Here is a 14,054-nt window from a genome sequence, read left to right as displayed (position 1 = left end):
TGAAAGAAGGGAGCTTTTTATGTGGAACAAGAAGCAGCTGCTGTGCCTGTTGAGTGCCGTGACGATCGCTGTGTCATGCACCGGGTGCACCAGCTCCGGGATAAAATCTAAAAATCCACTTACAGTTACCGTATGGACGTATTATAATGGAGATCTTTTGGAAGCCTTCAACTCTCTGGTAAATGAATTCAATGAGGGAGAAGGTAAGAAAAAAGGGATCAAAGTAGAATGCAGCAGTCTGGGAAGTGTAAACGATCTGGAGACCAATGTGCTGAATTCCGCCGAAGGAAAAGTAGGAGCCGCTGAGATGCCGAACATTTTCTCTGCATATGCGGACACTGCTTATACAATAGATCAGATGGGCAAGATCGCAGATATCTCTGATTACCTGACAGCGGAAGAGAAGGAAACATACGTGAAGAGTTACCTTGAAGAGGGAGATTTTTCCGGTGATGGCAGCATCAAGATCTTTCCGGTCGCAAAATCCACAGAGCTTCTTTTCCTGAATGAGACGGACTGGGAAGCCTTTGCCGGAGAAACGGGTGCTTCTTATGAGGATCTGGAAACCGTGGAAGGCCTTCTGGATACTGCCAAGAAATATTATGACTGGTCGGATGGCAAGGCTTTCTTTGGAAGAGATGCCATGGCAAACTATATGCTTATCGGAGCCAAGGAACTGGGAAGTGAGCTCTTTCAGGTAAAAGACGGCAGAATGACGCTGGATTTCAAAGAAGAAATCGCCCGGAAACTCTGGGACTCTTATTATGTTCCTTACATAAAAGGTTATTTTAATGCTTCCGGCCGTTTCCGCAGTGATGATATCAGGACAGGAAACCTCATCGGCTATGTGGGATCTACTGCCAGTGCCACGTATTTTCCGACGCAGGTCGTCGAAAGTGATACCAAAAGCCATGATATCACGCTGAAGGTTCTTCCGGCGCCTGTATTTGAGGGCAGTGAAGCGTATGCGGTACAGCAGGGAGCTGGAATGGTGGTCACAAAAGCCAGCGAAGAGGAAGAAAAAGCCAGCGTGGAATTCCTGAAATGGTTTACCAGGCCAGAGAACAACATCGCATTTTCTGTCGGTTCCGGTTATCTTCCGGTGACACGGGAAGCCAACGACAGGAAGAAGATCAAAAGCTGTAATACAGATATCAGCGATTCTATGGAAGAAATCCTCTCTGTGGGAGTTGATACGGTAAACACCAGTACCATGTATACACCGAAGGCATTTGAGGGCAGTAATGATGCCAGAAATATTCTGGAGCATACCATGAGCGACCTGGCTAAAGCCGACCGGACGGTTGTGGAAGAGCGGATACAGAACGGAGAAGACTTGGAAACCGCTGCGGCTGATTTCCTGACAGAGGAGTATTTTAAATCCTGGTATCAGGACACCTTATCCAAGCTTCAGGCATTTGAACGCAGATAAGCATTCGCCCGCTTCAAGTGCGCGGAGCACTAAGCGGCGGGTGAGGGGGATGCTTATGTCAGTGGGAGTTGAAAACTCCCACTGACAGATCGCGAAGCGACTGCGTTCATGAGCAAGTAGCGAAGCGGATTGCGAATGTCCGCTTTACAGAAATTTTAAACGGGAAAGGAGGGATCTCCGGGATCATGAAGAAGGAAAAAACGGTTTTCCAGATGATTCTGACTGCAACGCTGGGTGTTCTGGGGCTGGAAATCCTGATGCTCCTGGCTGTCCTTTATTTCAGCAAGATGAGACCACAGATGAATCAGAATGCCATGGATATCGTGAAAAAACAGGTGGAAAACAGAAGTGCATATCTGGAAAACGTCATGCTGGAAAATGAGGATCTGAAGGAATTGTCAGATAGGATCAACAATTCTACAGAAGCGCTTTTCTGTGAAGGACGAATAGATCTTAAGCGTCTGGATAAGAGTGGAGAAAATGCCATGCCGCTTTTGGAGGCAGTTACCGGGGATCTTATCCAAACGCTCAGGAGCAAATCGGTAACCGGTATTTTTATGGTTCTCAATACGGAGGATCTGGATCAGAGAGAGGAAGATCGTGTTCTTCCGGGCGTCTACATCCGTGACCTGGATCCATTGACGTCACCTTCCGAAGAAGACTCCGACCTTCTTCTGGAACGTTCACCGATCCAGCTGGTAAAAGAGATGGATATTTCTACGGATAAAGGCTGGTTTTCGTCTTTTCCTCCGGAAGCACTGAAGAAGGAGAGTTTTGTTTATCCGGTTTTTCAGGCTGCCTTTCAGGATCAGGAGAAGCTGGAAGCAGAAGCATACGGAAGGTGGACAAGAGAGGCCTATGTGTTGAAGGGAGATGACCGTTCTGCTATTGCCTATACCATACCGCTGATCCTTTCAGATGGTACGGTCTATGGTGTGATCGGAGTGGAAATGCTCACTTCTTACATGCAGTCCCTGCTTCCGAACAAGGAACTTGAAAATCAGGAATACGGATCCTATCATCTGGTCTCCACGGAAAAAAAGCTTTCCGGAGAGACGATCGATTTTCGGGAGGCAGCCTGTTCCTCTTCACTGGAAAGTATGCAGAAATTTTCCAGCAGCAATCTGGTACTTACGGAGGAAGAGGGAGAGTACTGGCTGCAGGATCCGACGGGAAAAAGCTATGCCGCAATTCGTCCTCTGACTTTGTATAGTAGAAATGCCCCGTTTTTCCATGAGAAGTGGGCACTGGTGGGAACGGTGGAAGGTAAATATCTTTTTGCCTTTTCCAATCATACGATGATCCTTATGTGTCTGGCAATCCTGTTGATTCTGGCATTTGGGATGATCAGCAGTCTGTTCATCAGCCGTTATCTGTCGGCCCCCATAGCAAGACTTTCGGGGGAAGTAGCTGTGGCGCAGAAAAATCCGACGGCCATGCCGGAGTTTTCTACTACAAACATACGGGAACTGGATCACTTTGCCACAGCTGTGACTCAGCTGAGCCAGGATGTGATCAATACGTCAACGAAATTTCTGCGGATCATGGAGATGGCCAGTGTGGATCTTGGGGGATATGAGATCCGAAGTGATTCACCAAAGGTTTATGTGACGGAGAACTTTTTCAGTATCCTCGGTATGCCGGAGAAAAAAGAGGAAAATCTGAGTAAAGAGCACTTTCAGGAGATCCTGCGGGAATTTTGCAGCAATTGTCCATCCAGCAAAGGCTATACAGGAGACTGGATCTATCATGTACCTCTTCCGGATGGAAATATCCGTTATGTGCGGATGAAGACTACACAGGAGAACAATACGCAGGTAGGTCTGGTGGAAGATGTGACGGCGGTTACCAGAGAGCGGCTGCGTATTGAGCATGAAAGGGATTACGATACGCTGACGGGGCTTTACAGCCGCCGGGCCTTTCAGAGAGAGTGTGAGCAGCTTTTCAAGAAGCCGTTTCAGCTGAAGCATGCAGCCTTACTTATGATCGATCTGGATAATCTGAAGCATACCAACGATACCTTCGGTCATGACTGGGGAGATAAGTATATTAGGAGAGCTGGTCAGTGTCTTGCCTGGAATATACCGCAGGGAACGATCTGTTCCCGTATTTCCGGTGATGAGTTTAACGTGCTGTTCTATGGATATGACAGTCAGGAGGAGATCAGGAAGAAGATCGGAGAACTGGAGAAGGCGATGAATCAGAGTACCATGATGCTTCCGAGCGGCAGGGAACTTCATCTGAGCATTTCCGGCGGTATCGCCTGGTATCCGGAAAACAGCAAAGACCTTATGACGATGAAGAAGTATGCGGATTTTGCCATGTATCAGGCAAAGCACTCTTCCAAGGGAACACTGCGGGAATTTGATCCGAAGATTTATCAGAAGGCAGCCGTTGACACGGAGAAAAGGCAGGAATTTCAGCAGCTGATCCGGGAAGAACTGGTCCGTTATCATTTTCAGCCGATCATTTCCGGAAAAACAGGAGAAACAGTAGCGTATGAGGCGCTGATGCGTGTCTGCCTTCCGATGATCAGTAATCCGGAAGAGGTCATGCAGCTTGCAAGAGAAGAAAACTGTCTTCATGAGATCGAACGGCTCACGATGTTTAAATCAGCTGAGGCCTATCTTTTCCTGGCAAGAGAAGGACTGATCAGCGCAAAAGCGCGGCTGTTTGTCAATTCGATCGCCAGCCAGCACATGACAGAGGAAGAATGCAGGGAATATATCCGTCGTTTCTCTTCCATTCAGGACCGGATCGTGGTGGAGATCACGGAAGAAGAAGGACTGGATACTGTTTCACTGGAAGCGAAGCGGAACATGCCGGGCTTTTCCGGAATATTTGCCCTGGACGATTACGGAAGCGGCTACAGCAATGAGAAGAATCTTCTCGCTCTGTCACCGGCTTATATCAAAGTGGATCTCGAAATCATCCGGGATATTGACAAGAGTCAGGATAAGCAGCAGATCGTCGCTAATATCGTTTCTTATGCGCATAAAAGAAATATGCAGGTCATTGCGGAAGGTATGGAGACGGCAGCAGAACTGGAAACCGTACTGGAACTGGATGTGGACCTTCTGCAGGGATATTTTCTGGCTCGTCCGTCCGCCGTGCCGGGATCGGTCAGTGATGAAGCCTTTGCGGTGATTCAGGCCCATGCTACGGATCAAAAGCAGGTTTTTGAGAAAAAGTATTGACAAAAAAAGACACATCCGCTATGATTAGTACGATCTGAATATTTCCGTGGGGGAGTAGTTCACACGCAGGTGCGGTTTGTCAACAGACGCGGTGCTTTTAAAGCACCTGGCAAATCTTAAAGAATGAGACTCACGTATGGTTTTTCGCTTTTTGGGCGGAGAAGCATACGTGGGTTTTTTGTTTTTTGGAAACTTTGTGATTTGGAACAGCCGAAAATGGAAAAAATAAATTCAGAAAAACGGAGGAGACATTATGAGTGAATTTTTTCAGGGAATCCCTTATGCGATCCTGCTTCTGGTGCTTGGTTTTCTGCTTCTGGTAAAGGGTGCGGATGCTTTCGTGGAGGGCTGCAGCAGCATTGCCAAACGGTTTCATGTGCCGTCTCTGATCATCGGTATGACCATTGTGGCTATGGGAACCAGTCTTCCGGAGACAGCTGTCAGCATCACAGCTTCTGTTTCTGGAAATAATGCACTGGCTGTGAGCAATGCCGTTGGATCCAATATTTTTAACCTGATGATCGTTGTGGGTGTCTGTGCAGTACTGACACCGGTTGCCGTTCAGATCGGGATCTTAAAAAGAGATTTTCCATTGTCGATCGGCTGTGCGGTCCTGCTTCTGATCCTGGGAGCCGTTGGTATGACACTGGGCCGTGTTGACGGAGCTGTCTTTATCGTTCTCTTTGCTCTTTTCCTTCTTTATATGATCCGTTCTGCCAGAAAATCAGGGAAAGGCGAAGCAGGAGAAGAGGGGGAACTTTTGGCGGAGGCAGAGGGAATGACGGTTATGCCGATACCAAAGAGCCTGATCTTCATCATCGTTGGCGCAGCAGCCATTGCCCTTGGAAGCGACTGGGTCGTGGATGGAGCAACGACAGTGGCTTCTGCTATGGGAATCAGCCAGAACCTGATCGGTCTTACGATCGTGGCCTTTGGAACCAGCCTTCCGGAGCTTGTCACCTCTGTGGTAGCGGCAAAGAAAAAAGAAGTGGATATGGCTCTTGGAAATGTCATCGGCTCCAATATCTTCAACATCCTCATGGTTCTTGGTATGGCTGCAGCGATCAGTCCCATGGCTTTCCTGACAGAGAATATCATTGATATTGTGATCCTGATCGTGTTCAGCGTGATCGTATGGATCATGGCCTGGACCAAAAAAGAACTGGACCGGAAGGAAGGAATCCTGATGGTGCTTCTGTATGCTGCCTATGTTGTTTATATTTGTATCCGGTAAACAAAAATACTGCTGTTTTCGGCGTTCGATCGTCGGCAGCAGTATTTTTTTGTGGTCAGGAAGAACGGAATCGTGTAAAATCTATCTGGAGGCGGGGATGTCCGCCGGACAGCCTGTCAAAAGATCTGTTTTCTGCAGGCTGGTGACAGGTACGAATGGTTTCAGAAACAGAGGAGAAAAAAGATGGCAAATATCATAGAGATCACAGATTTTGAAGCCCCGGAACTGGATGTGTTCACACGGCTGACAGAAAATCAGCTTCTGAACAGGCATGAGCCGGAGAAGGGGATGTTTATAGCGGAGAGTCCAAAAGTCATAGAACGGGCTCTGGCAGCTGGCTGCAGACCGGCCGCGTTTCTGGCGGAAAAAGGAAGAGTACGGGGGGAGAGCTGGGACATTGTGGAACGGTTTGAAGGTCTTCCTGTATTTACTGCAGAGTTTGACGTGCTGTCAAAGATGACGGGGTATAACCTGACCAGAGGCATGCTTTGCGCCATGTACCGGCCGGCTCCGAAAAAGATCGAAGAAGTCTGCCGGGATGCATCAAGAGTAGCAATTCTGGAAAACGTGGTGAATCCCACAAACGTCGGAGCTATTTTCCGCTCGGCAGCGGCACTCAATATCGATGCGGTGCTTCTGACCACAGACTGCAGCAATCCACTTTACCGACGCTCGATCCGTGTGAGTATGGGGACGGTATTTCAGATTCCCTGGGCGTTTGTGGATAAAGAGCTGTCCTGGCCGGAGGAAGGCCTGAAAAAGTTAAAAATGCTGGGATTTCGGACAGCGGCGCTGGCTCTTTCGGATGATTCCGTGAGCATTGATGATCCGAAACTCATGAGCGAAGAGAAACTGGCACTGATCCTTGGCACGGAAGGAGACGGGCTTGCATCGTCCACTATTGCGGACTGTGATTACACGGTTCGGATTCCGATGTCCCATGGTGTCGATTCTCTGAATGTGGCAGCTGCCAGTGCGGTAGCCTTCTGGCAGCTTGGAAAAAGAAAGTAAAAAAATGTTCTGTACAGTTTTTGGGGGTGATGTTATAATAAAGAAATATGAATAAACAAGGCGTGGAGCAGTACGGTGACTTGAACGCAGATAAGCATTCCCCCGCTTCAAGTGCGCGGATTGCGAATGTCCGCTTTACGGAACAAGACAAGGAGAGCAGAAAAGAATGGAGAACGATATTACAGAAGAAACAGAAGAAAAGGAAACAATGACTGCTCAGGAAGCGGAAGAATTTCTGAACGAGATGAGGAAAGTATTTTCTATTGTACGCATTCTGGATCAAAAAAATTTTGAACGGGATGAAAATCATCTCAATGAGCATGGAGCGTTTACCTGCCAGTGTTATGAATTCTGGAAAAAGAACCGTTTCTGTGAAAACTGTATCTCCATGAAGACCTTCAGGGATAAAAAACAGAGAAGCAAACTGGAATTTTTAGACTCCACCATTTATCAGGTGATCTCTCATTATGTGGAAGTAGACGGAGAGCCGTGTGTGATCGAACTGATCAGCCAGTTGGATGAAGATGCACTGGTGGATAACGATGGAAGAATGCACCTTCTGAAGAAGCTGACAGGGTATAATAAAGAGCTTTATACAGATGCCCTGACGAGAACCTATAACAGAAGATATTATGAAGACCGGTTGAAAAAAACGAAAGAAGCTGCCGGAGTGGCCATGATTGATCTGGATGATTTCAAGATGTACAATGACACTTACGGACACCGGGCAGGAGATAAGGTGCTGGATGCCGTGGTAAAGGTCATCCGAAAGTGTATCCGGAAATCAGATATCCTGGTGCGTTACGGTGGAGATGAATTTCTTTTGATCCTGAAGGATATCGGAGAAGCGGATTTTGTACAGAAGCTTCATACGATCCAGGAGGAGATCCATCAGACACGGATCCAGGAATATGAGAAAATCCGACTCTCTGTGAGTATCGGCGGTGTCCGGATGAAGGAAGAAACGCTGGAGGAAGCTGTCAACCGGGCGGATCATTTTATGTACCAGGCCAAAATACAGAAAAATATGGTGGTGACAGAAGAAAGGAAATTTCAGAATCCGGGAGAAGAGAAGGCGGAAAATCCCCAAAATCCTAAAAAATCCAAAAGTCACCGGGTCATGATCGTGGATGATTCGGAGATGAACCGTTTGCTTCTCAGGGAAATGCTCGGACAGGAACTTGAGATCCTGGAAGTGGAAAACGGAGAGGAATGTCTGGAACAGCTCCAAAGATATGGTACGGATATTTCTCTGGTGCTTCTGGATATTGTGATGCCTTTGAAGAACGGATTTGAAGTATTGGAAGAGATGGCGAAAAATCACTGGATCGAGGAGATTCCTGTGATCATGATCTCAAGTGAGGACTCGGCAGCTACGATACGGCGGGCGTATGAGCTTGGAGTTGCCGACTATATCAGTCGTCCCTTTGATGCCCAGGTGGTCTATCGGCGCGTCATGAATACCATCAAGCTTTATGCGAGGCAGCGTCGTCTGGTCGATCTGGTAACAGACCAGCTCTATGAAAAAGAGAAAAACAACCGTATGATGATCGCCATCTTAAGTGAGATCGTAGAATTCCGGAGCGGAGAGAGTGGCCCTCATGTGCTCTATATCAATATGCTGACAAAATGGCTTCTGGAGGAACTGGTCCATCGGACCGAACAGTATCCGCTCAGCTGGACGGACCGTCTTCGGATCTGTACAGCCGCTTCACTTCATGATATTGGAAAGATCGGGATTCCGGAAAGTATTCTGAATAAACAGGAGAAACTGACCACGGAAGAATTTGAGGAGATGAAAAAACATACCCTCATTGGCGCTTCTATCCTGAAAAATCTTGGCATGTATCAGGAGGAACCGCTTTTGAAAACAGCTTATCAGATCTGTCGCTGGCATCATGAACGATATGACGGGAAAGGGTATCCGGACGGACTGAAGGGAGAAGAGATCCCCATAGCTGCACAGATCGTTTCTCTTGCAGATACTTACAATGCCCTGGTCAACGACCGGGCTTACCGGAAAGCCTATTCCCATGAAACTGCTTTGAAAATGATCCTGGATGGTGAGCGCGGCAGTTTCAATCCGATCCTTCTGGAATGTTTGAAGAGTATTCATACAAAGATCCGTCAGGAGTATGAGAAAACGGCTCTTGGCAGGAAGAAAGCTTCATTTCTGAAAGATAACAGAAAAACAAAGGAGTTTTTCCTTCAGACCATAGCAAAAGAATCGGAAGATTTTTGAAATAGAAAGAATAAGAACAGCTGTGGAATTCGCTTTCCACAGCTTTTTTGAATGTACGCTTTACCGAGATACAAAAGTCTGGATGGAGAGAAAAAATGAGAACCCTATTAGTCGGAAATACAGGCTATATCACGAATGAATTTATCGAAGAAGCATTTCCGGAAAGTCTGGTAATGCTTTTGGGAGATACGATAGTAAAAACAAACAGAAGAAAGAATCTGCTTGTTCGTCCGTTTACGCAGAGTGAAGAGGAACTGGAAGATCTTTTTCATACTTATGAATTTGAACAGGTTGTTTATTTTTCTAATTATTTGTCATTTCACGGAGAATTGCAGGGAGAGGCAGATATGCTGCGCCGTGTGCTGCAGTGCTGCCGCAAAAAACGGCAGATAAGGATCATTTATCTGACAGGACCAGAAAACAATTATGATACTTTGACTGGAAAAACACTTCTTGTTTCTGAAGTGGAAAGACTGGGAAGAGAACTGGCAAAGCTTTATGAGATCGGAATCAAGATCATCCGGGCACCTTATTTATATTCGGAGCAGTATGAAAAAGATTTTCTAAATCTTATATTTGATGAAATCTCCCGGAGCGGGACACTGGTATTTCAGGAAAAGAAAGAGCAGCAGCTGTTTTTTCTGAACCCGCAGGATCTGGCAGGACTTTTATATAAAGTATTTGATAACTGGAATGAGAAGGAAGACAGTCTGAATATACCGAATGTATTTAAACATACCTTTCAGGATTTCGGAAAAAAACTGAACCAGTCGTGTCCATTTTTGAAAATAGCTTATACCGGAGAGAGTATTCTGGAAAATATGCCGGAAGATGACAAAGTCATTCGCTATCAATATGGATGGTTTCCAAAGATTTCTATTCTGGAAGAACTTCCGGGGTTGTATGAAGCATATAAACGGCGGAGAAAGAAGGAAAAAGGTCCTTTAGACAGCCTCCGTTATCTGCTCTTAAAGCAGAAAGCAGGTTTAAAGATCCTGGAGTTTGCAGTTGTATTTTTGTTATTTGAATGGTTGAATGGTGTGCTGGGAAATCAGGCACAATTTCAGATGATCGATCTTCGGCTGTTATTTATTGTATTATTCAGCAGTTTATACGGGATCAATTATGGAATTGCAGCGGCACTAGCAGAGGCCGTTTCACTGATCCGGCAGTTTGAACGAGAGGATATTAGCTGGTACGTTCTGTTTTATGAACCTTCAAACTGGATCCCTTTTATTTTTTACTTTGCTGTAGGAGCAATCTGCGGTTATGTCCGTATGAAGAATAAGGAAAATATCCAGTTTGTAAAAGAAGAAAACCAGCTGATCCAGGAAAAACTTTTCCGTACCCGCGAGATGTACCAGGAAACGCTGGAAGACAAGAATCTCTATAAAAAACAGATTCTTGGAAGCAAAGACAGTTTCGGAAAAATTTTTGACATTACAAGAAAACTGGATGTCATTCGTCCGCAGGAGCTTTTTCTTGAAACGGTACAGGTTCTGGAAGATGTTCTGGAAAATAAAAGCCTTGGACTGTACACACTGAATCCGGAGAAGGGCTACGGACGGCTGGAAGCGGCATCTGCCCGGGCAAAACAAGAGTATCCCCACTCTCTGAAGCTAAGTGAGTATGCAGCAGCAATGGAAGTTCTGGAAAAGGATAAAATATGGGTCAATCGCGACTTTTTGAAAAATTATCCGATGTTTATGGCTGGGATCCGGAGAAACGGGGCACTGGTTATGTTAATCTGTATTCATGAAGCAAAACGTGAGCAGCTGTCTTTATACTACCTGAATCTGTTCAAGATCCTGTGCGGACTGGTGGAAACCGCCCTTCTTCGTGCCCTGGAATATCAGGAAGCCGTGAAGGATAAGCAGTATGTAGAAGGAACGCATATATTAAAAACAGAATATTTTGAGGAGCGGTTGGAACTTCAGCATGATATGAGAGAACAGAGAATGGCCTCTTATGTTCTTCTGCAGCTGGAACATCCGGGACGCTCTCTGGAAGAGGCAGATCAGGTGCTGTGTACAGTAGTGAGAGAAAATGACGTCTGGGGAATTTCTGAAAGCGGAGAACTGTATCTGATGCTGGTACAGACCGACAATGTCTCACTTCCGGCCGTTCTGAAAAGACTGAACCAGGCCGGTTTTTATGGCAGGCAGATCAATACGGAAAATACAGAACCGCAGGAGACGGAAGAGGAGAACAAAGAATGCAGACAATAAGTGGTTTGATTTTGCTGTTCCTTCATCTGCTGATCTGTGTGCTGACCTGGATCGGAATCCGGACGCATTTTTTGAAGGGAAAGAGATATCTGATGGTTCCTGTTATTTTTATCCCGTTTTTTGGAGTGTTGTGCATAGGTCTGCTTCAGCTGCAGTTTTTTTTGAAAAAAGAAAACAGCAGGCCGATCGGTCTGGAAAAGCTTCGAATCAATGAAGAGATTTATAAAAACAATGTTCAGGTAAGAGAAAAAAATGACAGAGATATTGTACCTTTAGAGGAAGCACTTCTGATCAATGAACCGGAACTTCGAAGGCAGTTGATTATGAATATCTTGAATGATGATCCGTCCAGATATATGGAACTTTTGGAAAAAGCAAGGCTGAATGAAGACGTGGAGGTTGTACATTATGCGATCACAGCCATGGTAGAACTGTCAAAAGATTATGACAGCAGGCTGCAGACCATGGAACGAACGTATGCGGCAGCACCGGATGATCCGGTTGTACTGGATGAGTATTGTGATTTTATGGAAAATTATCTGAGGCAAGGGTTGCTGGAAAAACAGATGGAGCGTATGCAGCGAAACCAATATACTCTGCTCTTAAGAAAAAAACTGAAAAGAAATGAAGATCTTCACAGCTGTATCTGTCTGGCGGATAACCTGATGGAACTGGAAGATTATGCAGGAGTGCAGGAGATCCTGGAGCGGATGGATCGGAACTGGCACAGACGAGAAGAGTTCTGGGTAAGAAAGATCCTGTTTTTGGCAGTACAGAAAAATGGCAGAGAAATAAGAAATACGTTAAAACAGATGAAAGAGGAGCATATTTATCTATCTTCGCAGAGTAAGGAGGTTCTGGCTTTTTGGTTAGACGCTTGAAAGAGATCAGAAATTTTCAGTTTAAAGGGATCCTGGTGATCCTTGGTTGTTTTTTGATGATGGCAGTGATCCTTTTTGCCGAAAGGGCAGGCATTCACTATCAGGAGAAAAAAAGACAGATTTCTTATATAGACCGTGACCGGATCGTTACGGAAAAAGAAGTGTTTTCTTCTCTGAAAAAAAGCTGTCTTGTCCTAATGGACAGCAGCCAGGAGGAAAGCATTCAGGCCTGGACGCAGTTCCGGCAGATTTTTATGGATATGCGTGTAGGAACGGAGGTAGTGGATCTTCAGAAACAGACACTTCCGGAGCTGGAACCGTATGAGACCGTGACTGTTCTTCTCAAAAGCCTGGAGCCTCTGAAGGAAAACGTATTGGACATTTGCAGCTGGGTGAAGGAAGGAGGCAGCGTCCTGTTTGCACTGACGCTGCAAAAAGAAACGTATGTGTCGATGATCGAACAGAAACTGGGGATCATTTCTTCTGGATATCAGAATGCCGAGGTTTCCAGTATCTATTTTGAAAAAGATTTCCTGATCGGAGGCGGCAGGTCCTATATGATCACGGATCCTTTTGATTCTGCATGGGAGGTACAGCTGGATGAAACTGCCCGGGTCTATGCAAGGATCGGTGATGAAAACGGGATGCCGCTGATCTGGGAGAGAAACTATGGAAAAGGAAAGTTTGTCATTGATAATTTTGGCCTGACAGAAAAAGCAGTACGAGGGTTTTATGCGGCTTCCTACAGTCTTCTGACAGATGCAGGTGTCTATCCGGTGATCAATGGATCGGTGTTCTATCTGGATGATTTTCCGTCTCCGGTACCGAGTGGTGACGGAACGTATGTTAGACGTGATTACAATACCAGCATTGCGGAGTTTTATTCCAATGTCTGGTGGCCGGATATGATGACGCTTGCAGCGAAACACGGTGTAAAGTATACCGGAGTGATCATTGAAAACTACGAAGATGATACGGATGGAGAGATCACGGAGCAGACGGATGTGCAGCGCTTCCAGTATTTTGGAAATATGATTCTGCATCAGGGAGGAGAACTGGGGTATCACGGGTATAATCACCAGCCTCTGAGTCTGTCAAATGTGGATTATGGAACCGTTCTTCCCTATAAAACCTGGACCAGTCTGGATGCAATGGAGAAAGCCGTTGATGAATTGATCCGTTTTGGAAAGAAAATGTTTCCGGCGACAGAACTGTCCGTGTATGTACCGCCATCCAATGTGCTTTCAGAAGAAGGAAGAAAACTTTTGGGAGAAAAATTTCCTGAGATCCGTTCCATTGCCAGTAATTATTTTTCCGGTGAATTTGCCTATGTACAGGAATTTGAAACAGCGGAGGACGGAATCGTGGAACAGCCGCGTATCATATCCGGAGCAGTGATTGATGACTATATGCAGATGGCAGCTCTTTCTGAATTGAATATGCACTTCGTAAACAGCCATTTTATGCATCCGGATGATCTTCTGGATGAAGACAGAGGAGCGGCACTTGGATGGGAAAAACTGAAAAAGCGGCTGGATGAATATATGACCTGGCTGAATGAGTCGGCCGAAGAGCTGCGTAACCTCACCGGTTCAGAGCTGGCAGGTGCTGTTCAGCGTTATGGAGCGTTGACTGTGGATAAAGAGATCACAGAGAAAGAAATCAGGCTTCATCTGGGGCATTTATATGATGAAGCGTATCTGATGGTAAGGATCAATGAAGGGAAGCCGGGAGATGTGACCGGCGGTGAGCTTGTAAACATTACCGGAAATCTCTATCTTCTGCGTGCAGAGGAAAGTGAAGTGGTAATTGCCAGAAACTGAGGAGAT

The 14,054-nt window shown here is 46.0% G+C and carries 8 protein-coding genes; all 8 read left to right on the top strand.

All coding sequences use genetic code 11. The features are described from left to right. Positions 1–19: 19 nt before the first annotated feature. Positions 20–1,432, top strand: a complete 1,413-nt coding sequence (locus DXA57_RS02680; RefSeq protein WP_117764347.1) for an extracellular solute-binding protein — start codon at positions 20–22, stop codon at positions 1,430–1,432. A 185-nt stretch (positions 1,433–1,617) separates the two neighbouring features. Continuing rightward, positions 1,618–4,629 (top strand): EAL domain-containing protein, encoded by a 3,012-nt coding sequence (locus tag DXA57_RS02675; protein ID WP_117764346.1) that lies wholly within the window; start codon positions 1,618–1,620, stop codon positions 4,627–4,629. A gap of 253 nt (positions 4,630–4,882) precedes the next feature. Continuing rightward, positions 4,883–5,863, top strand: a complete 981-nt coding sequence (locus DXA57_RS02670) for a calcium/sodium antiporter (protein ID WP_117764345.1) — start codon at positions 4,883–4,885, stop codon at positions 5,861–5,863. Positions 5,864–6,046: 183 nt separating this feature from the next. Beyond that, positions 6,047–6,874, top strand: a complete 828-nt coding sequence (locus DXA57_RS02665) for a TrmH family RNA methyltransferase (RefSeq protein ID WP_117764344.1) — start codon at positions 6,047–6,049, stop codon at positions 6,872–6,874. 166 nt (positions 6,875–7,040) lie between these two features. Then, positions 7,041–9,116 (top strand): diguanylate cyclase, encoded by a 2,076-nt coding sequence (locus DXA57_RS02660; RefSeq protein WP_243005689.1) that lies wholly within the window; start codon positions 7,041–7,043, stop codon positions 9,114–9,116. A gap of 95 nt (positions 9,117–9,211) precedes the next feature. Continuing rightward, complete coding sequence (locus DXA57_RS02655) at positions 9,212–11,344, top strand: NAD(P)-dependent oxidoreductase (protein ID WP_117764343.1); 2,133 nt, start codon at positions 9,212–9,214, stop codon at positions 11,342–11,344. Further along, positions 11,332–12,225 (top strand): hypothetical protein, encoded by an 894-nt coding sequence (locus DXA57_RS02650; protein WP_117764342.1) that lies wholly within the window; start codon positions 11,332–11,334, stop codon positions 12,223–12,225. The genes DXA57_RS02655 and DXA57_RS02650 overlap by 13 nt, the downstream gene beginning before the upstream one ends. After that, a complete protein-coding gene (locus tag DXA57_RS02645) occupies positions 12,210–14,048 on the top strand; it encodes a DUF2194 domain-containing protein (RefSeq protein ID WP_243005688.1) in 1,839 nt (612 codons plus the stop codon). The genes DXA57_RS02650 and DXA57_RS02645 overlap by 16 nt, the downstream gene beginning before the upstream one ends. Positions 14,049–14,054: the final 6 nt, after the last annotated feature.

It is taken from the genome of Blautia sp. OF03-15BH (assembly GCF_003463065.1).
Classification (GTDB): domain Bacteria; phylum Bacillota; class Clostridia; order Lachnospirales; family Lachnospiraceae; genus Limivivens.
The sequence above is the reverse complement of the archived record's forward strand: the minus strand, read 5'-3'. Positions and strand labels throughout refer to the sequence as shown.

Bases quoted from the DNA above. Each gene is read 5' to 3' on its own strand.
- DXA57_RS02680 (WP_117764347.1), top strand. From the start codon at position 20: ATGTGGAACAAGAAGCAGCTGCTGTGCCTGTTGAGTGCCGTGACGATC.
- DXA57_RS02675 (WP_117764346.1), top strand. From the start codon at position 1,618: ATGAAGAAGGAAAAAACGGTTTTCCAGATGATTCTGACTGCAACGCTG.
- DXA57_RS02670 (WP_117764345.1), top strand. From the start codon at position 4,883: ATGAGTGAATTTTTTCAGGGAATCCCTTATGCGATCCTGCTTCTGGTG.
- DXA57_RS02665 (WP_117764344.1), top strand. From the start codon at position 6,047: ATGGCAAATATCATAGAGATCACAGATTTTGAAGCCCCGGAACTGGAT.
- DXA57_RS02660 (WP_243005689.1), top strand. From the start codon at position 7,041: ATGGAGAACGATATTACAGAAGAAACAGAAGAAAAGGAAACAATGACT.
- DXA57_RS02655 (WP_117764343.1), top strand. From the start codon at position 9,212: ATGAGAACCCTATTAGTCGGAAATACAGGCTATATCACGAATGAATTT.
- DXA57_RS02650 (WP_117764342.1), top strand. From the start codon at position 11,332: ATGCAGACAATAAGTGGTTTGATTTTGCTGTTCCTTCATCTGCTGATC.